The organism is Bradyrhizobium murdochi (assembly GCF_000472965.1).
Classification (GTDB): domain Bacteria; phylum Pseudomonadota; class Alphaproteobacteria; order Rhizobiales; family Xanthobacteraceae; genus Bradyrhizobium; species Bradyrhizobium murdochi.
This window is the reverse complement of sequence record NZ_AXAU01000001.1, coordinates 1,253,945-1,272,032: the sequence shown is the minus strand read 5'-3', so window position 1 is coordinate 1,272,032 and position 18,088 is coordinate 1,253,945. Positions and strand designations below refer to the sequence as shown.

General features: G+C 61.3%; 19 protein-coding genes and 3 pseudogenes. 13 read left to right on the top strand and 9 right to left on the bottom strand.

The annotated features are described in order from the left end of the window. Window positions 1-37: 37 nt before the first annotated feature. Together trpS and YUO_RS0106570 are read right to left on the bottom strand one after the other, a co-directional pair. Window positions 38-1,057 carry a tryptophan--tRNA ligase gene (gene trpS / locus YUO_RS0106575; protein WP_028346552.1) on the bottom strand — a complete coding sequence of 340 codons (1,020 nt, stop codon included), beginning with the start codon at window positions 1,055-1,057 and terminating at the stop codon, window positions 38-40. A gap of 409 nt (window positions 1,058-1,466) precedes the next feature. Further along, window positions 1,467-2,120 (bottom strand): glycerophosphodiester phosphodiesterase, encoded by a 654-nt coding sequence (locus YUO_RS0106570; RefSeq protein WP_028346551.1) that lies wholly within the window; start codon window positions 2,118-2,120, stop codon window positions 1,467-1,469. 150 nt (window positions 2,121-2,270) lie between these two features. Here YUO_RS0106570 and YUO_RS44580 point away from each other — a divergent pair. Further along, window positions 2,271-2,387, top strand: a pseudogene (locus tag YUO_RS44580) (IS5/IS1182 family transposase); the annotation flags it as partial. Between the two features lie 49 nt (window positions 2,388-2,436). Here YUO_RS44580 and YUO_RS44575 read toward each other — a convergent pair. Then, window positions 2,437-3,003, bottom strand: coding sequence for a putative glycolipid-binding domain-containing protein (locus YUO_RS44575; protein ID WP_083754481.1), 567 nt, complete (start codon window positions 3,001-3,003; stop codon window positions 2,437-2,439). 835 nt (window positions 3,004-3,838) lie between these two features. Between YUO_RS44575 and YUO_RS0106560 the strand changes: the two genes are divergently transcribed. From YUO_RS0106560 to YUO_RS0106550, 3 genes and pseudogenes are all read left to right on the top strand, one after another. Further along, a complete protein-coding gene (locus YUO_RS0106560; protein ID WP_028346549.1) occupies window positions 3,839-4,189 on the top strand; it encodes a Lin0512 family protein in 351 nt (116 codons plus the stop codon). 69 nt (window positions 4,190-4,258) lie between these two features. Continuing rightward, window positions 4,259-5,979: pseudogene (locus YUO_RS39945) on the top strand (dihydroxy-acid dehydratase domain-containing protein). 77 nt (window positions 5,980-6,056) lie between these two features. Then, complete coding sequence (locus tag YUO_RS0106550) at window positions 6,057-6,599, top strand: 2'-5' RNA ligase family protein (RefSeq protein ID WP_028346548.1); 543 nt, start codon at window positions 6,057-6,059, stop codon at window positions 6,597-6,599. A gap of 41 nt (window positions 6,600-6,640) precedes the next feature. Here YUO_RS0106550 and YUO_RS0106545 read toward each other — a convergent pair whose 3' ends face one another. Together YUO_RS0106545 and YUO_RS0106540 are read right to left on the bottom strand one after the other, a co-directional pair. Beyond that, complete coding sequence (locus YUO_RS0106545) at window positions 6,641-7,276, bottom strand: HAD hydrolase-like protein (RefSeq protein WP_028346547.1); 636 nt, start codon at window positions 7,274-7,276, stop codon at window positions 6,641-6,643. Between the two features lie 21 nt (window positions 7,277-7,297). Then, window positions 7,298-8,170 carry an SDR family oxidoreductase gene (locus tag YUO_RS0106540; protein WP_028346546.1) on the bottom strand — a complete coding sequence of 291 codons (873 nt, stop codon included), beginning with the start codon at window positions 8,168-8,170 and terminating at the stop codon, window positions 7,298-7,300. A gap of 78 nt (window positions 8,171-8,248) precedes the next feature. On the opposite strand from YUO_RS0106540, the gene YUO_RS0106535 reads away from it, so the two are divergent. Then, complete coding sequence (locus YUO_RS0106535) at window positions 8,249-8,953, top strand: glutathione S-transferase family protein (RefSeq protein ID WP_028346545.1); 705 nt, start codon at window positions 8,249-8,251, stop codon at window positions 8,951-8,953. On the opposite strand, the gene YUO_RS0106530 is transcribed toward YUO_RS0106535, so the two are convergent. Together YUO_RS0106530 and YUO_RS47085 are read right to left on the bottom strand one after the other, a co-directional pair. Continuing rightward, window positions 8,950-9,507, bottom strand: coding sequence for a disulfide bond formation protein B (locus YUO_RS0106530; protein WP_028346544.1), 558 nt, complete (start codon window positions 9,505-9,507; stop codon window positions 8,950-8,952). The two genes, YUO_RS0106535 and YUO_RS0106530, sit on opposite strands and share 4 nt — an antisense overlap. 7 nt (window positions 9,508-9,514) lie before the next feature. Beyond that, the gene (locus YUO_RS47085; protein ID WP_198027979.1) at window positions 9,515-9,673 is read right to left on the bottom strand and encodes a DUF5993 family protein; all 159 of its coding nucleotides are present in this window, start codon (window positions 9,671-9,673) and stop codon (window positions 9,515-9,517) included. Window positions 9,674-9,783: 110 nt separating this feature from the next. Here YUO_RS47085 and YUO_RS0106520 point away from each other — a divergent pair, with 110 nt between their 5' ends. After that, window positions 9,784-10,155, top strand: coding sequence for an ArsC family reductase (locus tag YUO_RS0106520; RefSeq protein WP_028346543.1), 372 nt, complete (start codon window positions 9,784-9,786; stop codon window positions 10,153-10,155). Here the strand turns inward: YUO_RS0106520 and YUO_RS39940 are convergent. Next, window positions 10,152-10,807, bottom strand: a pseudogene (locus YUO_RS39940) (PAS domain-containing protein). The gene YUO_RS0106520 and the pseudogene YUO_RS39940 sit on opposite strands and share 4 nt — an antisense overlap. 316 nt (window positions 10,808-11,123) lie before the next feature. On the opposite strand from YUO_RS39940, the gene YUO_RS0106510 reads away from it, so the two are divergent. From YUO_RS0106510 to YUO_RS0106480, 7 genes are all read left to right on the top strand, one after another. Beyond that, the gene (locus YUO_RS0106510) at window positions 11,124-11,879 is read left to right on the top strand and encodes an ABC transporter ATP-binding protein (RefSeq protein ID WP_028346542.1); all 756 of its coding nucleotides are present in this window, start codon (window positions 11,124-11,126) and stop codon (window positions 11,877-11,879) included. After that, complete coding sequence (locus YUO_RS0106505; RefSeq protein ID WP_028346541.1) at window positions 11,872-12,615, top strand: ABC transporter ATP-binding protein; 744 nt, start codon at window positions 11,872-11,874, stop codon at window positions 12,613-12,615. Before YUO_RS0106510 ends, YUO_RS0106505 begins: the two co-directional genes overlap by 8 nt. Before the next feature lie 37 nt (window positions 12,616-12,652). After that, complete coding sequence (locus tag YUO_RS0106500; protein WP_028346540.1) at window positions 12,653-13,870, top strand: ABC transporter substrate-binding protein; 1,218 nt, start codon at window positions 12,653-12,655, stop codon at window positions 13,868-13,870. A 90-nt stretch (window positions 13,871-13,960) separates the two neighbouring features. Further along, entirely contained in the window at window positions 13,961-14,848 is an 888-nt protein-coding gene (locus YUO_RS0106495; RefSeq protein ID WP_028346539.1) for a branched-chain amino acid ABC transporter permease, read from the top strand. A gap of 1 nt (window position 14,849) precedes the next feature. After that, window positions 14,850-15,818 (top strand): branched-chain amino acid ABC transporter permease, encoded by a 969-nt coding sequence (locus YUO_RS0106490; protein ID WP_028346538.1) that lies wholly within the window; start codon window positions 14,850-14,852, stop codon window positions 15,816-15,818. A gap of 151 nt (window positions 15,819-15,969) precedes the next feature. Further along, window positions 15,970-16,614: a DUF47 domain-containing protein gene (locus YUO_RS0106485; RefSeq protein WP_028346537.1), complete on the top strand. Its 645-nt coding sequence runs from the start codon at window positions 15,970-15,972 to the stop codon at window positions 16,612-16,614. A gap of 15 nt (window positions 16,615-16,629) precedes the next feature. Further along, a complete protein-coding gene (locus tag YUO_RS0106480) occupies window positions 16,630-17,634 on the top strand; it encodes an inorganic phosphate transporter (protein WP_028346536.1) in 1,005 nt (334 codons plus the stop codon). Here YUO_RS0106480 and sugE read toward each other — a convergent pair. Next, complete coding sequence (gene sugE, locus YUO_RS0106475) at window positions 17,626-17,949, bottom strand: quaternary ammonium compound efflux SMR transporter SugE (protein WP_028346535.1); 324 nt, start codon at window positions 17,947-17,949, stop codon at window positions 17,626-17,628. The two genes, YUO_RS0106480 and sugE, sit on opposite strands and share 9 nt — an antisense overlap. Window positions 17,950-18,088: the final 139 nt, after the last annotated feature.

Sequence of the window (18,088 nt, the reverse complement as noted above, 5' to 3'; positions counted from 1 at the left end):
CAAAACCCGGACATTCCACGGTTTGGCCTCAATCCGATTAGTTCAGCGTGAACAGACCAAGCGCGGCGCGAACATCGCGCAAGGTAGCATCTGTTATCTCACGCGCTTGCGCAGTGCCGCGCTTGATGACTTGCAGAACATGGCTGGGATCACGAGCGAGTGCGCGGCGACGGTCTCGGATTGGCGCGAGAAGTGCCTGCAGCACATCTTCCAAACGTTTCTTCACAATGCCGTCGCCCAAACCGCCGCGGATATATCGCGCTTTCAATTCCTCTACCGCAATGTGATCATCGTCGAACGCATCCAGGTACGTGAAGACCACGTTGCCTTCGACGCGACCTGGGTCGGATGCCTTTATATGGTTTGGATCAGTGAACATACGCCGGACAGCCTCACGTATTTCATCGGCCCTGGCTGACAGCTGAATAGCATTGCCTCGCGATTTACTCATTTTGGCCTTGCCGTCGATGCCGGGAAGGCGTCCGACGCGAGGAACAAGCGCGCGAGCTTCGGGCAACACGTCAGCACCAGCTTGGCGATTGATGCGGCGAACAATCTCATTGGTTTGCTCGATCAATGGAGCTTGATCTTCCCCAACCGGGACAATCGTCGCTTTGAAACCAGTGATGTCGGCGGCCTGGGCGACGGGATAGCAAAGAAAGCCTGCAGGAATATCTCGGCCAAAACCGCGCGCCTGGATTTCGTCTTTGATGGTTGGGTTGCGCTCAAGCCGCGCGACCGTGACAAAGTTCATGTACAGCAGGGTCAAATCGGCAAGTGCCGGGAGATGCGATTGAAGACAGATCGTGGTCAGGTTCGGGTCGATCCCGACAGCCAGGTAGTCTGTCGCGATCTCAAGGACATTGTCACGCACCCCACCAGGATTGTGCGCGTTGTCTGTGAGTGCCTGGGCATCCGCCAGCAGTAGGTACTGCTGGTGCGTCGTCTGTAGCGTGACGCGGTTCTTCAACGAACCGACGTAATGCCCCAGGTGCAACGGACCGGTGGTTCTGTCGCCGGTCAAGATAACAGGGAGGGTAGCTGACGAATGTTGCATCGCGGTTCTCCAGATAGGAACCGCCATTCAATCGGACTGTTGATGCAGGCAACCTCGCAAGCCGATGAACGGCGGCGACGGTTGGGTGAATGACAAAGCCGTGCCGCTCCTAGGTGGAGCGCCACCACAAGTTTGCGAAGGTGATCACGACAGTCATGCGGCCGATATTGACTAATCTTCGAAGGAAAGCAAGCTGGCTTGATGTCTCATATGGGTCATTCGCGTCATCCTGACGGCCGGCGCATCACTTCCGGTCTACCTTAATAAACAGACATTCTGGTCGTTCGTCGGCATGTCTCAAAGTGGCCAGAAGGCGACGTCACCGAAAGAGCCGGTTTCCCACGCCAGATCAGGCCGATTTGTCAGCTGCTTTCGAATAGTTCACGGGCGACGAACGGATTTGCGCGGCCTAATCAGGTCTGGCGCTGCGGCCGATAGTGCGACCGACGTCGGCAACCACCCCGTAGAGGCGCTGCCGCGAGAGCCAATGAAGGTCGTCCATGCGTTGCACGATTCCTACCACAACCGGCACGTGGTGGCGTCGCGCAAGCTGCTCAAGTGAGAAAACGGACCACCAGGCGCGAAACGCGACTCGCGTCCAAGCGCGCGCGTCCCAGCCGAGCAGGAGGACATCCGGCGCATACCTGCGCACCGCACGATTCAGGTTCCACGGGTATTTGACGATGATACCCAGGCGCACCGGTCGCGCACCCTCCCACGGAAAGGATCTTGCGACGGCGGCAAAGGCAAATACGACTGAGCGACGGGCTACGTTGCTGGCAACCAGCCTCTCGATGACCCTAGAGGCAAGTCCCGTCTCCTTCACCTCCACAAACAGGTCAAGGTCAGTCGGTGAAAGAAGCGACAGTGCCGCATCGAGGGTAAGCGCATTCTCGACATGAGGCGGCGGTTCGTGTGACACCACCAATGTGTCGGAATCCGCTGCAAGGCAGACGTCGAATTCGACGCCAGATATTCTGCCGTCACGGGCGGCACGTGCGAACGCGGCGAGCGAGTTTTCACCCGGACCCGCGGACCATCCACGGTGCGCAATAAGCTTCATGACGAGGTCCGTACAGCCAAGCTGCGCGCGCCATGCAATCTCCCCGCAGAGAGAAATGTCAATCCGCGGCCCCGACGTTGACCCATGATTGGCGTCGGGCCAAGAGGCGACGTCACCGACAGCCGGCTTTGGGGCAAAGGCGCCGTTCGGAAAGAATGTCGTCGGGTTGCTACACGCTACGATAAGCTTGCCGTCAACTATCTTGCCTTCGTCCAGCTCGCATCCATCCGGCTATGGCTGGCTGCGCGTAATGAGGCCACGCCCTAGTCAGCTCGGCATGGGTGGCCTTTTGGTCAGCGATTTATCGCCGCCTTCGTCAGACAGGTGTCACGCGTTCAAAAAGGTGCTGATAGCGAAGTACCAGACCCCGATCATCCACCTCGAGCTCCGCCTCAAAGCCTGCCGAGACGCCGAGATCTACGTAACGCATCCGATCCGGACCGAGACGGTCGTATCGTTGACGGGAGCGCTGTATCGTCATGGCCGCACCGTCCACGAAACAAGTATCGAGCGTGAGGCTCTGTCGGGCTCCGGCAGGTGTCCGGCGGATAGGGAAGGTGTTGCAGAAGGGGGTGACCGAAAGGTCGGGCTCTTCCGCACCGTCGAGATCGGGACGTTGTTGGCCGTTGACGCACCAGCCGCCATCCGTCCGCTCAAGGGTGAGGTGGGTGTGGCCGCCCGGGCCCCATCGGTCTACGTCCAGCGATTGAGCTCGCCAGTCAGGCGTCAGTCTCCAACGGTGGTCGAGGCGAAAGCCGCCGTCCTCCACGCAGATCACGGTCGATTCTGCCGAGACCGCGTCAGCGGAAATATGGAGCGCCAATCGCTCCACCCCGGCGACGTCCGTTCGGCGCCAGAACAGAATTTCGGAGTCGCCTTGCAAGACTGATCCTCGAATTGGACCCCGATCGAAAACGATTTTGGCCGATATCGGTTCCTGCGCGAATTATGCTGACATCCGGTGCGACAAATCACTTCTGATTTTCAGAAATCACGTCAAGCCCTGGAATCAAAAATATTCCGCTTCGCACCAGACCCAAATCACCGGTAAAACTCTGGCCATCCCGTCCCGAGAGAGGGGGCGTTGGCCATCGTCACTGACGTTGGGGCGGGTTGCGGTGGACGCGGCAGCGTCGGGCGCGTGGATGTGATCGCAGGGCGGTTATCCGTGAGCGAACACAGCGCGCAGGACGTACGGCGCTTAAACGCCTCCGTCAGGTCTTCGGCTGGCAAGCACTTGGCCGGTCGAAGTCTCTGGCAGAGGAAGCTGCGTACGGCAAAACCGTGTGGTCCTGGCACCCGTGGCTGGTGTTAAGCCGGCGGAGGTTCTTCGAAACCCGACCGGGTTCGATGAATCGCTAATCTGTCGGCGATGGAGGCAAGAGGAATTCGTCTCCAGGGAGAGCNCGGCATAAGCCGTCAACCCATCGCGCAGGGAATGCCGGGCTGCTCCGGCTGTACCTGTATGCTCGTGTGCGCATTTCTTAAGTGCATTTGCACACGAGACCGCGGGTGCAGCAAAGCACCCGGCATTCCCTGCGCCCTCTCATTTCGGGGCGCCGAGATTTCCGCATATCTCGGGCGAAATCGCGCCGCGAGATGCATGCGCATGTCCGTCGCGCACTTCTGCGCCGCGGCTTGACGCCGTGGCCGTAAGCGAGGATTGAGAGAAGGCTTCACCGAAAACGACCACGCGACAAACGACAAGAGGAAATCCGATGGCACGCGTTCGCTGTATCACCGAAATGGGCATGGGCGTCGACGTTCACGGATGCGATGCGACCAAGGCCGCCAAGCGCGCCGTCTCGGACGCTATCCGCCACTCCAGCCTCGGCTTCTTCCGGATGCTGGGAAAGACCGCCAACGATATGTTCGTGGAGGTTACCGTCGCGGTTCCAGACCCGAGCGGGGTCGATACTGCAGCCGTTGCAAAGGAACTGCCTTACGGCACGGTGAATGTGACGGCGGTAAAGGGCGGGCTGGAAATTCCTGCCGAGAGCGGAAGCGACTCCATCATCATCGCCAACGCCGCTGTGATCGTCAGTTTTGACGACGGCAAGACGGGCTAAATTCGTTTCAGTGTCAATCAGGCCGGACGCTAACGTCCGTGCAGTCCATCAGAAGACTTGGAGCGCCCGATGACAACGGAAGACAGCAGCACCTATTGGAAGCGATCGCGTGTCGAACTGCGCGCTGCCGGATTCGATCCGGACCGCGTCGCGGAGACCAGTGCAGTGGTGACCATCGCCAGCGCCTGGACCAACGCTCATCGCTGCAACAACCGCGTTCGCGCCATCACCGATCTCCTGGTGGAAATTCTTGCCGAGCGCGGCGGGCAGGGGCTGGTCGTCGGGGCGCCGGCAGTGTCGGATGCGTTGACGCAGGGCACGCCGACGGCGGGCTATAGCCTCGCATCGCGCGATGTCGTTGCCGACTGTTTCGAGATCGGTCATTACGCACACCACGGCGACGCGATGATCGTGATCTCCGGCTGCGACAAGACGGGAGCCGCCGCGCTGATGCCGCTGGCGCGCACCAATGCTTTCGGCCTCGTGCTCTATCCCGGCACCAGCACGCCGGGCCGCGTTTCGTTCGGCGCATGGGCGAGCAAAGGTAACAATCTGACAATCATGGATTACGCCGAGGCGCGTGCCGCCAATGAGTCCGGCCGCCTCTCCGGCGAGGAACTGCTGGAAGTCGAGCGCAACGTGATGCCGGGCAGCGGCACCTGTGGCGCGATGTTTACCGCCAACACCATGAGCACGATCGCGGAATCGATCGGCATGATGCTGCCGCGCGGCGCCTCGCATTCCGCTGACTATAACGCCGGCAGCGATATTCACGCCGATGTCCGCGCGCAGGCCCGCGCCTCGGTTGACGCGCTGTACCTGATGATGCAGGCGGGCATCCGGCCACGCGACATCATGACCGAGCGCGCTTTCGAAAATGCGATCACGACCGTCTATGCGATGGGCGGCTCGACCAACATGTACCTGCATCTGCTCGCGGTCGCGCGCGAGGCCCAGGTGCCGATCACGATCGAACGCATCCAAGCGGTCGGCGAGCGCGTCCCGCTGCTCGCCAATTTGCAGCCGCACGGTCCGTTCGCGATGGGCAGCCTGCATGCGATCGGTGGCGTGCCAGTGGTCATGAAGGAACTGCTGCGCGCGGGTCTTTTGCATGGCGACGTCATGACGGCGACCGGCAAGACGCTGGCAGAAAATCTCGCCGATGTTCCGACGCTGGATGAGATGCCGCTGCAGGAGATCGTTTTTCCGGTGTCGAAACCGATCGCGCCGGCGAACAATCACATCAGCGTCCTGAAGGGCAATCTCGCACCGGAGAGCTGCCTGCTAAAATTATCGGGCAAGACCCTCGAGAAGGGGCAATTTCGCGGCACCGCACGGGTATTCGAGTCCGAGGCCGATACGATGGCCGCGATCCGCGCCGGTGAGATCGCGCCGGGCAACGTCATCGTCGTGCGCAATGTCGGCCCGGTGGGCGGGCCAGGTATGCCGGAAATGGTAATGCTGACCATTCAGTTGCAGGGTCAGGGTCTCGGTGAGGATGTCGCGCTGATTACCGACGGCCGCTTTTCCGGCGTCTCGCACGGCATCCTGATCGGCCACGTCTCGCCGGAAGCCGCGCGGGCGGCCCGATCGCTGCGGTGCGCGACGGTGATACCATTGTCATCGACCCAGGCGCCCGCACCTTGAATCTCGAAGTGTCAGCGGAAGAGATCGCCCGCCGCATGGCCGACTGGCGCGCGCCGGCCTCGTTGGCTGCGACGCGACCGGGATCGGTGCACGACAAGTACATCCGCCTGGTGTCGTCGGCGCATTACGGGTGTGTGTTATGAGGCTGCGGGAACTTGCCTGAACGAGTTGTATTTGGGCCTTGCCACAATCTTATGTTCATGATTTGTGCTGCGTTATCATGGACGGCTTTGCAAGGTCTAGTAGTGGCCAAGTATTCCTCGCGGCTCTTCCCGACGCGGGCACAGCAGCGCGAATTCACCGGCTGGCGGGCGTGCTCAAGCGCGCCCATTGCTTCAACGGCAAGCTCATCGCGCCAGACCGGCTGCACGTTTCGCTATTTTCGCTGGGCGGGTTGCCGCAACGCCAGTTTTGCGCCGCCTGCGAGGCGGCCGCGGAATTGCGGACCGAACCGTTCGAGGTCTCGTTCGATCGCACAGCTAGTTTCCGCGGGGGGCCGGGCAATCGTCCGTTTGTCCTGATTGGCGAGAAGGGATTGTGCCGGTTGCAGTCGTTTCGGCAAATGCTTGGTGCCGCGATGGCGCGCAGAGGATTAAGGCGGCTCGCCAACACGAATTTCACGCCGCACGTAACGTTGCTATATGACGCGCGCAGCGTGGATGAGTATCCGATCGAACCGATTGGCTGGACTGTGACGGAGTTCGTGCTCGTGCACAGCCAGAGGGGCCATCGGCATCTCGCGCGATGGTGTCTGTGCGGATGATGGCCACCGGCAGCGAAAAACAGCGGAAGCCCCGAGCGGCGTTATTTCGCCGCCGCAAGCCGCTGCACCATCTCCTCGATCGAGTTGAAGAAATGCGTAGGTCCCGCCGCTTTAAGCGCGGCCGGGGTGGCATAGCCCCACGCCACCGCGCCCGAATCCATACTGGCCGCATTGGCGGCTTCGATGTCACGGATCTCGTCGCCGATGCAGATCGTTTCCGCGGGGCTTGCTTCCAGCCGTCGCGCGACCCGTCGAAACTTCCAGTGCTTGCCGAACACTGCGGCGCCACAGTCAAATCGGCCGATCAGGGCGGTGGCGGGACCGAGCACTTGCCGGACGGATGCCTCGCTATCGGAGCTGACGATCGCGGTCTTGACACCAAGGCGCTGAAGGTCGGCGAGCATCTCGGGGATCCCGGCAAACAGCGATGTCTCGTTCGCCGCCGTAAGCTTGCGCTTTCGCATGTCGTTCACAATGGCCGGAAGCTGCCATGTCGACACGCCAAGCCTCGCCATGATTTCCCGTGCGGACAGCCCGCGCATTCCTTCCAGCTCCTCCGGGGTGACCGATTTGAGATTGAAACGCGCGATCACGTCCTGAAAGGAGGCACGAAACCACTCGATCGTATCGGCAAGCGTGCCGTCAAAGTCGAAGATGGCGAGGCGATAGCGTGTCATGAGAATCCGGCTTTCAGCGTGTCACTTGTCATCGCCGCCGAAATACGCCGGCTTGCCGGTGGTCCAGGTTTCGCCCCAGAGCTGACCGCCGCCGTCCACGGTCAGCGTCTCGCCGGTGACGAATTTGGCCGAAGGACCAGCGAGAAAGACAGTGGCTTCGGCAACGTCCCAGGGCGAGCCGACGCGCATCATCGGGTTCGAGCGTGGGTAGGCGGCGCGGGCCTCCGGCGAATACACGTTCCAGCCTTCGGTTTCGATCGCGCCGGGCGCCACGCAATTGACCCTGATGTTCAGCGGCGCCCATTCGACTGCGACGGCGCGGGAGAGCCCGATGACGCCGCTCCGTGCAGCAATCGTGTGTGCGATGCCGTAGAGCCCATGCGTCGTTACAACCACGATGTTGACGATGCTGCCGGGATGCTTGTGGTCGCGCCAGCGTTGCGCGGCGGCCTGCATCATGTACCAGGTGCCGTTCAGATTGGTGTTGATGACGGCATTCCAGCCCTTCACCGAAAAATCGATCGCGGCTTGGGGAAATTGCCCTCCGGCGCTGTTGATGACGCAGTCGAGGCGGCCTCGTGCGGCCCAAATCGTATCGAACAGGGCGTTGACTGCGTCAGGGTCTCTGATGTCGGCGACACGCGCGGATGCCTTGAGGCCTCGGCCCGTCAATTGGGCGACGAGCGCGTCGAGCTTGCCGCCGTCGCGCCCGACCACGGCGACATGCGCGCCCAGCCGCGCAAACAGCCAGGCGATCGCCCGCCCAATGCCGCCGGCGCCGCCCGTTACAACGGCGACCTGATCCTTCAGCGCATCGGCCGCGAACAGGGTCGGGCGAGCCGCAAGCTCCTCATCAGTCAGGCCGAGCTTCGCCGGAGACGGTTGATCGGTCATGAACGGCGCGAACCCTTGTTATGTGCGGCATCGGCCGTACATTAGCCGCGCAACAACAACCATGCAAAACGAGTTTTGATGTCCGATCTTTCCGCCTTCCCGATCACCAAACGCTGGCCCGCCAAACATCCCGACCGCCTTCAGCTCTATTCGCTGCCGACTCCAAACGGCGTGAAGGTTTCGATTGTGCTCGAAGAGATTGGCTTGCCCTACGAGGTGCATCTGGTCGACTTCAACAAGGACGACCAGAAGACGCCGGAATTCCTGTCGTTGAATCCGAACGGCAAGATACCGGCCATCCTCGATCCGGATGGTCCCGGCGGCAGACCGCTGCCGCTGTTCGAGTCCGGCGCGATCCTGCAATATCTCGCCGAGAAGACCGGCAAGCTTGTGCCGGCCGATCCGGCGCGGCGATACCAGACTATCCAGTGGCTGCACTTCCAGATGGGTGGGATCGGCCCGATGTTTGGCCAAGTCGGATTCTTTCATAAGTTCGCCGGCAAGGAATATGAGGACAAGCGGCCGCTCGAGCGTTACGTCGCCGAGTCGAGACGCCTCCTTGAGGTAGTGGAGACGCATCTCGCCGGACGGCAATGGATCATGGACGATGAGTATACCATCGCCGACATTTCCATGCTCGGCTGGGTACGCAACCTGATCGGCTTCTACGGTGCGCGCGATCTCGTCGCGTTCGATACGCTGAAGCAGGTGCCGGCATGGCTGCAACGCGGGCTCGCCCGGCCGGCGGTGCAGCGCGGGCTCGACATACCCAAGCGGTCTTAAGCGGCGCGCTTGAGCAGTTCGTACACCACCGGGTTGTCAGCGCAGGCGCCGAAGCCGCATTCGAGCAGCGTGGTTACCACATTGGCCGCCGTGAGCGCGATCACGAGCCATACCGCGGTTTGCGCGAAGGCGCCGCCGGTGGCCGGCAGCACGGCGCGGTCTCCCTCGAACTGGCGGTCGAACAGCAGGATAGCCGCAAGCAGGACGATGGCCGTAATGAAGCCGATCAGCGCCCAGGTATAATAGTGATAGCCGAGCAACGCCGAACCGTAGCCGGCGTCGCCGGGCATGATATGCAGCAGCACCTGGCGCGTCGACGCGACGGCGCCTGCCACTGCCGCCAGCAGCGACATCGCATAATGGCTGGGACGGGGGCCGAAGCGGATATTGAGGATCGGGCCGACGGCGAGCGCCGCGAACAGGATCCGCTGCAGCAGGCAGAGCGGGCAGGGCAGCTCATGAAGAATGAACTGCGCCGCATAGGCCGCCGCCAGCACCAGCGCCACCGCGTAGAGGCTGAGTGCATTCAACGTAATGGCGCGCGCCTGGGTCATGCGTCCCTCAGAACGACAATTTCAGCGTATCGGTCGCGTGATGCAGATAGGTGGCGATGCACGCGATCAGCACGGCTCCGAACAGGCCGAGCGCCAGCGGACGCCGACCGCGCCAAGCGATCAGCATTACGATGACTATGGCCAGAAACAATACGGTGAATTCCATCGGCTGGTCCCGGCACGGAATGATGCGTCAGTCTATGATAGATTCGCCGATCTGCTTAATTCTAATCCGGTCCGGCAGGACCAATAACGAATTCCGGAAATGCAACGACAATGCCAATCACCATCTACGGCATCAAGAACTGCGATACGATGAAGAAGGCGCGCGCCTGGCTCGACGATCACGGCGTGGCCTACGACTTTCACGACTACAAGCTTGCCGGCATCGGCAAGGACAAGCTCAAGCAATGGTCCGACGATGTTGGCTGGGAAACGCTGCTCAACCGCGCCGGGACGACGTTCAAGAAGCTGCCCGACGGCGACAAGGAAGGCCTCAACGAGTGCAAGGCGTTGGCGCTGATGCTGGCGCAGCCCTCGATGATCAAGCGGCCGGTGCTCGATCTTGGCGGCAAATTGCTGGTCGGGTTCAAGCCGGATATCTATGCGAGCGAGGTGGCGTCGAAGCCGCGCGGGCGGAAGGCCTAGTCGAATTCGAGTTCATCGCCGGATGGAATGCGGCCGGGCGCGCGATGGAAGAGATCGCGGTCGATGATGGCGCGAAGCTTCGGCACCGGCAGTTGGTCGCTTCCGCGCATCAGATTCTTGATCTCGAAGCCGCCGTCCTCGCTGATCGTTTTCAGCGAAGCGATGATATGGGTGACGCTGCCGTCATCCGAGAACGGCAGCAACAGCCGCTCATAGGCGACGATCCGCCCGTAGATGTCGTCGATATTGGCGATGGTATAGGCAGGCAGGCGGCGCGCGATGCATTCATAAGGGGCATCACGATCGGAGCGAGCCTTGCGCCGAGATACTCGTCGAGATAGCGGCCCTTGCCGGTATTTCCATAAGCCGTCGACATCCGCGTGCCGTCGCTCTGGATGGTCAGGCGCGGCGGCTGGGTGCTGGTATCGACGGTGTAGAGGACCAAATCGGGAAGTTCGTCCTCGATCCGCGCCGGCTGGTATTCCGCCGTGCGCGGTATCGATTGGTCGCGGGCGTATAGCCGCAGCCAGGTGTTCAGCAGGTCGCGCTGCTTGATAGATTTGATGACCGACGGTCCGGCGCTTTCAAATTTCAAGGCGGCAATTCCTACACGATCGAAACCGCGAGATGATGCGCCCCGAGGGGAAAACATTGTGTGAAAGCGCGCCCGATAGCGGCAAAACACCGTTAACGATGGCTTGCCGGCGCGAGGTTACGGTTGAGCGTGGCCCGTGGCCCCGCCGAGCCGCGCCGGCGGGACCATTCGACTTATGGCGCATCCGGAACCGCAAGCGCGCGGTCGGGCGTGGCAGCATTCCGCCTTGCGTAATCCATCGCGTTGACGGCATATTCCGGCCGGAGGCGGCGGGCTCGGGCGGTTTCCAGACCTCCAGCAGAGCCTGCCCGAACAGGGAAAAAACTGGCCGCGCGCGGGCGAACTCGCGGAGACGGCTGAGGGGGAAATTTGTTTGGCTGATGAGTTCATTCTCGAAACCCACGGATTGACCAAGGAATTCGCGGGTTTCTTCGCCGTTCGCGATGTCGCCCTCAAGGTACGGCGCGGCAGCATTCATGCGTTGATCGGGCCGAATGGCGCCGGCAAGACGACCTGCTTCAACTTGTTGACCAAGTTTCTGAGGCCGTCTGCAGGGCAGATCCTGTACAAGGGGCAGGACATCACCGCGATGGCGCCGGCCGATGTGGCTCGCCTCGGGCTGGTGCGTTCGTTCCAGATTTCGGCGGTGTTTCCGCACCTGACGGCGCTGGAAAACGTTCGTGTCGCGCTACAGCGCCAGCATGGAAGCTCGTTCGATTTCTGGCGCTCCAAGCGCGTGCTCGACCGATTTAACGGCCGCGCCCTCGACTTGCTGAACGACGTGGGCTTGAGCGAGTTCGCCAACACACCGGCGGTCGAGATGCCCTATGGACGCAAGCGCGCGCTGGAGATTGCGACGACGCTGGCGCTCGACCCGGAAATGATGCTGCTCGACGAGCCGATGGCGGGCATGGGTCATGAAGACATCGACAAGATCGCAGCCCTGATTAAGCGCATCTCGGCGAGGCACACCATCCTGATGGTCGAACATAATCTCTCCGTGGTCGCCAACCTGTCCGACATCATCACGGTGCTGACGCGCGGTCAGGTGCTGGCGCAAGGCAATTACGCCGAATTGTCCAAGGACGAGCGCGTCAAGGAAGCCTATCTGGGGGCCGGTCATGCCTGAGTTGAAAATGGCCGAAGCCACCGCCAAACCGGCGGGCGCGGAGATTCTTTCCGTTTCCGACCTGCAGGCCTGGTACGGCGAATCGCATATCCTTCACGGCGTCAACTTCAATGTGAAGGCGGGCGAGGTGGTCACGCTGCTCGGCCGCAACGGGGCCGGCAAGACCACGACGCTGAAGTCGGTGATGGGAATTATCGGCAAGCGTACTGGTTCGATCCGTTTTAACGGTCAGGACATCACGCGCGCCTCGTCCGACAGGATAGCGCGTCTGGGCATCGCATTCTGTCCCGAGGAGCGGGGCATTTTCGCAAGCCTCGACGTGCGCGAAAACCTGCTGCTGCCGCCGATCGTGCGCAGTGGCGGGCTGTCGCTCGACCAGATCTTCGAATTGTTTCCGAACCTGAAGGAGCGCCTCAACAGCCAGGGCACCAAGCTTTCGGGTGGCGAGCAGCAAATGCTCGCGATCGCAAGGATCCTGCGCACCGGCGCGCGGTTTCTGATGCTGGACGAGCCGACCGAAGGTTTGGCGCCCGTCATCATCCAGCAGATCGGTCACACCATCGCGCGGCTGAAGTCGGAAGGCTTTACCATCCTGCTCGTCGAACAGAATTTCCGCTTCGCCTCCACGGTGGCCGACCGCTACTACATCGTCGAGCACGGTAAGGTCATCGACGGTTTTGCGAATTCGGAGTTGTCGGCCAATATGGACAAGCTCCACACCTATCTCGGCGTTTAATCGGTACTTTGCTGCACTCTGGAATAATGGAGATACTATGAAACATCGGATTTCAGCGCTCTTCCTCGGCACCGCCCTGGCACTTGCCGCAGGCAGTGCCGTGGCGCAGGACAAGACCGTCAAGATCGGCGTGCTCACCGACAATTCCGGACTTTACTCTGACCTTGGCGGCGCCGGCTCGACGGTCGCCGCCCAGATGGCAGTGGAGGATTCCGGCCTTGCGGCCAAGGGCTGGAAGATCGACATCGTCTCCGCCGACCACCAGAACAAGCCCGACATCGGCACCACCGTCGCCCGTCAATGGATCGACGTCGACAAGGTCGATATCTTCGTGGATGTGCTGAACTCCGGCGTGGCGCTGGCGGTCAACAATCTGGTGAAGGAAAAGAACGCCATCATGATCAACACCGGCGCGGCGACGTCGGATCTCACCAATACGCAGTGTTCGCCGAACACCATTCACTGGGTTTACGACACCTACATGCTCGCCAACTCTACCGGCCAGGCGCTGGTGAAGGCCGGCGGCGACACCTGGTACTTCCTGACCGCGGATTACGCGTTCGGCCACGCGCTGGAACGCGACACCTCCGCGGTGGTGACGAAGTCGGGCGGCAAGGTTATCGGCACCGTCAGGCATCCCCTGAATTCATCGGACTTCTCCTCGTTCCTGCTGCAGGCACAGGCTTCCAAGGCCAAGATCATCGGCATGGCGAACGCCGGTGGCGATACGACCAACACCATCAAGCAGGCCGCGGAGTTTGGCATCGTCTCGGGCGGCCAGAAACTCGCGGGACTGCTGCTGTTCATCAATGACGTCCACTCCCTCGGCCTCAAGGTGGCGCAGGGCCTGAACTTCACGGAAACCTTCTACTGGGATCTGAACGACGGCACCCGCGCGTTCTCCAAGCGTTTCTCCGAGCGCATGAAGAACAAGGCGATGCCGTCGATGGTGCAGGCCGGCGTGTATTCGGGCCTGATCCACTATTTCAAGACGATCGATGCAATGGGCGGCAATCCGCACGATGGCGTCAAGGTGGTGGCGAAAATGAAGGAAACGCCCACCGATGATCCGCTGTTCGGCAAGGGTACAATCCGTGCCGACGGTCGCAAGCTTCATCCGGCCTACCTGTTCGAGGTCAAGAAGCCCTCCGAATCCAAGGGACCGTGGGACTATTACAAGCTGATCGGCACTACTCCGGGCGAGCAGGCCTTCCGGCCGCTTTCGGAAAGCGCCTGTCCGCTGGTAAAGAAGTAACAACGATGGCCCGTCGGCGTCATGCCGGCGGGCCTTCTCTCGTGGCCCACAAAGCTAACCCGCATCATAACGAGATTGAGTGCGAAACCGATGCAAGCTCTCTACGCCCAGCTTTTGGTGGGATTGATCAACGGATCGTTCTACGCGCTGCTCAGTCTCGGGCTCGCCGTGATCTTCGGCATGCTCAACATCATCAATTTCGCCCATGGCGCGCTCTACATGATGGGCGCGTTCTGCGCGTATTTTCTGCTGCATCTCACGGGGATTGGATACTGGTGGGCCCTGATCATCGCGCCGATTGTCGTCGGCATCTTCGGCATGATCCTCGAACGGACCATGCTGCAATGGCTGGCCGGTCTCGACCACCTCTACGGGCTGTTGTTGACGTTCGGCATCGCGCTGATCGTGCAGGGCGTGTTCCAGAATTACTTCGGCTCGTCCGGCCTGCCGTACGCGATTCCTGATTATCCGGAGGTCGGCGGGTTCCGCGGATTACAGGGCGGCATGAACCTCGGATTCATGTTCCTGCCGATCTACCGCGGCTGGGTCGTCGTCTTCTCGCTCGTGGTGTGCCTTGCGACCTGGTTCCTGATCGAGAAGACCCGACTCGGCGCCAATCTGCGCGCGGCGACTGAAAACCCGACGCTGGTGCGCGCATTCGGCATCAACGTGCCGCGGATGATCACGCTGACCTACGGCCTCGGCGTCGGCTTGGCGGCGCTGGCCGGCGTATTGTCCGCGCCGATCAACCAGGTGCGGCCGTTGATGGGCGCGGACCTGATCATCGTCGTGTTCGCGGTGGTGGTGATCGGCGGCATGGGATCGATCATGGGATCGATCATCACTGGATTTGCGCTCGGCGTGATCGAGGGACTGACCAAGTATTTTTATCCCGAAGCTTCCAACACAGTGGTGTTCGTCCTGATGGTGCTGGTGTTGCTGGTGAAGCCAACGGGACTGACTGGACGGGCTGCCTGACATGAGCACATTGACTGACGACACACTGCCGGTAACGCCGCAAGCGATGCGCGACGAAATGATCGTGTTCGCCGGGATGGCGGTGCTGCTGGGACTCGTACCCCTGACGGGCATCTATCCGTTCTTCGTGATGCAGGCGCTGTGCTTCGCGCTGCTTGCTTGCGCTTTCAACCTCCTGGTCGGCTATGGCGGCCTGCTGTCGTTCGGCCACGCCATGTTTCTGGGGACCGCGGGCTACTGCTCGGCGCATGCGCTCAAGGTCTGGGGAGTAACACCGGAAGTCGGAATTCTGGTCGGCGTCGCTGGCGCCGCCGCGCTTTCCGTCGTCACCGGCTTCATCTCGATCCGCCGCCAGGGCATCTACTTTTCGATGATCACGCTGGCGCTCTCGCAGCTCCTGTATTTCATCTATCTGCAGGCGCCGTTCACGCACGGCGAGGACGGCATCCAGGGCATTCCGCAGGGCTACCTGTTTGGAATATTCAATCTCTCCAAGCCTACGGTGCTTTACTACGTGGTGCTCGCCGGGTTCCTCGGCGGCTTCCTCCTGATCTTCCGCACCATCAACTCGCCGTTCGGCGAAGTGCTGAAATCGATCCGGGAGAACGAACAGCGCGCGATCTCGCTGGGCTACAAGACTGACAACTACAAGCTGCTCGCTTTCATCCTCTCCGGAACGATTGCGGGCTTTGCCGGCTCGCTGAAGGTGTTCGTGGCGCAGAACGCTTCGCTCACCGACGTGCACTGGACGATGTCGGGTGAAATCGTGCTGATGACGCTGGTCGGCGGCCTCGGCACGGTGTTCGGTCCGGTCGTCGGGGCCTTCGTTATCATCGCCATGCAGCAATATCTGGCTGGCTTCGGCCAATGGGTGACGGTGATCCAGGGCGTCATCTTCGTGGCCTGCGTGTTGACGTTCCGCCGGGGCATCATCGGCGAGATCGCGCATTATTTCCGCCGATCCCTGTAAAAACGGCGGTTTTGGCACAGTTTTCGGCGCCACAAAGCGGTGGATGACCCGGTCCCCGGGGCCTGCTGTCGCGCGCTTTTCCCTCGAATGGTCTATGACAGTTTTGTGACAGCTCGCTCCGCGGCTGTTTCTGAACGACGGAAAAATACCCATGCTACGCTGGTTTCGTGTCTTTTTGCCCAAGGAGGAGCAGTTTTTTGACCTATTCGCCCGCCACGCCCAGACGGTCGTGCAGGGCGCGCTGGCGTTGCAGGACATGATGCGCGGCGGCGAGGAGACGCCGGTATTCTGCCAGCGAGTCAATCAGTTCGAACACGACGCCGACAGCATCACCCGCGAGGTCCTGACTGCGGTCCGCCGCACCTTCATTACCCCGTTCGACCGCGGCGACATCAAGAATCTGATCACGTCGATGGACGACGCGATCGACCAGATGCAGCAGACCGCGAAGGCGGTAGTGCTGTTCGAGGTCCGAACGTTCGAACCGCCGATGCGCGAAATAGCCACGCTGTTGGTCGAATGCGCCAATCTGGTCAGCCGCGCGCTTCCCCTGATGAAGTCGATCGGGAGTAACGTCGCAATGCTGACCGCCATCACGGAGGAAATCGGAAAACTTGAGGGCCGTATCGACGATCTCCACGACATCGGGTTGAAGGAGCTGTTTCTCAAGCATCGCAACGGCAATTCGATGGATTTCGTCGTTGGCGCCGAGATCTACAAGCATCTCGAAAAGGTGTCTGATCGCTTCGACGACGTCGCCAACGAGATCAACTCGATCGTGATCGAGCAGGTATAGGGCAGGGCCAATTTAGTGGACGCCACGCTTGGTCTTCCGATTCTGATCTTCCTGATCGCGGTCGCGCTGCTGTTCGACTTCCTCAACGGATTGCACGACGCCGCCAACTCGATCGCCACGATCGTATCGACCCGCGTGCTGCGGCCGCATTATGCGGTGGCTTGGGCGGCGTTCTTCAATTTCATTGCCTTCCTCGTCTTTGGCCTCCACGTTGCCAATACCATCGGCAAGGGGATCATCGAACCCGATGTCGTCAATGCCGCCGTGATCTTCGCTGCGCTAATCGGCGCGATCGTCTGGAACCTGATCACCTGGGGGCTCGGCATTCCATCGTCGAGTTCGCACGCGTTGATCGGCGGACTGGTCGGCGCCGGCGTGGCGAAGGCCGGAATTTCGGCCGCGGTCTGGAGCGGCCTGTCGAAGACGCTGCTGGCGATTGTGTTGTCGCCGCTGGTCGGATTCCTGTTGGCGCTGGTGCTGGTCGCGATCGTGTCCTGGCTGTCGGTGCGCTCGACGCCGTTTGCGGTCGATCGCGCCTTCCGCATTCTGCAATTCGTCTCGGCCTCGTTCTATTCGCTCGGCCATGGCGGCAACGACGCGCAGAAGACCATGGGCATCATCGCGGTGCTTTTGTATTCGCAGGGCCACCTCGGGGCGGATTTCGCGATTCCGTTCTGGGTCGTGATTTCCTGCCAGGCGGCGATGGGGCTCGGCACGTTGATGGGGGGCTGGCGCATCGTCCGCACCATGGGATTGCGGATCACGAAATTGACGCCGATGCAGGGCTTTTGCGCCGAAACCGGTGGGGCGGCGACGCTGTTCATGGCGACCTATCTCGGGGTTCCCGTATCCACGACCCACACCATTACCGGCTCGATCGTCGGCGTCGGTGCGGCGCGGCGGGTCTCGGCGGTGCGCTGGAACGTGGCGAGCTCGATCGTCTATGCCTGGGTAATCACCATTCCGGCGTCCGCGATTATCGCGGCGCTGACCTATTGGGCGGTGTTGTTGCTACGCTGATCCGGTGACGAGTTTAAGCCCGACGATGCCGGCCACGATCAGCCCAATGCAGGCGAGGCGGGCGGCGGTCGCAGGCTCGCCGAACAGGGCGATACCAAGGATAGCCGTTCCGACGGCACCGATGCCGGTCCATACGGCGTAGGCGGTTCCGATCGGCAGCGCTTTCAAGGCAAGGCCGAGCAGGACAATGCTCCCTGCCATGCAGGCGAGCGTCAGGACGGATGGAACAAGTCGCGTGAAACCCTCGGTATATTTGAGGCCGATCGCCCAGCCCACTTCCATAAGACCGGCGACGAACAACACGATCCAGGCCATGACAACCCTCCGAACCCCGGCAGGGTCGTCCCCGCGGATGAGCTGTGAATTTGGAAGGCCGTCCTTCCGCAGCCGATATGGGACTGGCCAGCGGCCTCCGCAACCACCAAATGAGGCTTGATTAGCCCACCTTTCCCTG

Bases quoted from the DNA above. Each gene is read 5' to 3' on its own strand.
- trpS (WP_028346552.1), bottom strand. From the start codon at position 1,057: ATGCAACATTCGTCAGCTACCCTCCCTGTTATCTTGACCGGCGACAGA.
- YUO_RS0106570 (WP_028346551.1), bottom strand. From the start codon at position 2,120: ATGAAGCTTATTGCGCACCGTGGATGGTCCGCGGGTCCGGGTGAAAAC.
- YUO_RS0106560 (WP_028346549.1), top strand. From the start codon at position 3,839: ATGGCACGCGTTCGCTGTATCACCGAAATGGGCATGGGCGTCGACGTT.
- YUO_RS0106550 (WP_028346548.1), top strand. From the start codon at position 6,057: ATGGACGGCTTTGCAAGGTCTAGTAGTGGCCAAGTATTCCTCGCGGCT.
- YUO_RS0106545 (WP_028346547.1), bottom strand. From the start codon at position 7,276: ATGACACGCTATCGCCTCGCCATCTTCGACTTTGACGGCACGCTTGCC.
- YUO_RS0106540 (WP_028346546.1), bottom strand. From the start codon at position 8,170: ATGACCGATCAACCGTCTCCGGCGAAGCTCGGCCTGACTGATGAGGAG.
- YUO_RS0106535 (WP_028346545.1), top strand. From the start codon at position 8,249: ATGTCCGATCTTTCCGCCTTCCCGATCACCAAACGCTGGCCCGCCAAA.
- YUO_RS0106530 (WP_028346544.1), bottom strand. From the start codon at position 9,507: ATGACCCAGGCGCGCGCCATTACGTTGAATGCACTCAGCCTCTACGCG.
- YUO_RS47085 (WP_198027979.1), bottom strand. From the start codon at position 9,673: ATGGAATTCACCGTATTGTTTCTGGCCATAGTCATCGTAATGCTGATC.
- YUO_RS0106520 (WP_028346543.1), top strand. From the start codon at position 9,784: ATGCCAATCACCATCTACGGCATCAAGAACTGCGATACGATGAAGAAG.
- YUO_RS0106505 (WP_028346541.1), top strand. From the start codon at position 11,872: ATGCCTGAGTTGAAAATGGCCGAAGCCACCGCCAAACCGGCGGGCGCG.
- YUO_RS0106500 (WP_028346540.1), top strand. From the start codon at position 12,653: ATGAAACATCGGATTTCAGCGCTCTTCCTCGGCACCGCCCTGGCACTT.
- YUO_RS0106495 (WP_028346539.1), top strand. From the start codon at position 13,961: ATGCAAGCTCTCTACGCCCAGCTTTTGGTGGGATTGATCAACGGATCG.
- YUO_RS0106490 (WP_028346538.1), top strand. From the start codon at position 14,850: ATGAGCACATTGACTGACGACACACTGCCGGTAACGCCGCAAGCGATG.
- YUO_RS0106485 (WP_028346537.1), top strand. From the start codon at position 15,970: ATGCTACGCTGGTTTCGTGTCTTTTTGCCCAAGGAGGAGCAGTTTTTT.
- sugE (WP_028346535.1), bottom strand. From the start codon at position 17,949: ATGGCCTGGATCGTGTTGTTCGTCGCCGGTCTTATGGAAGTGGGCTGG.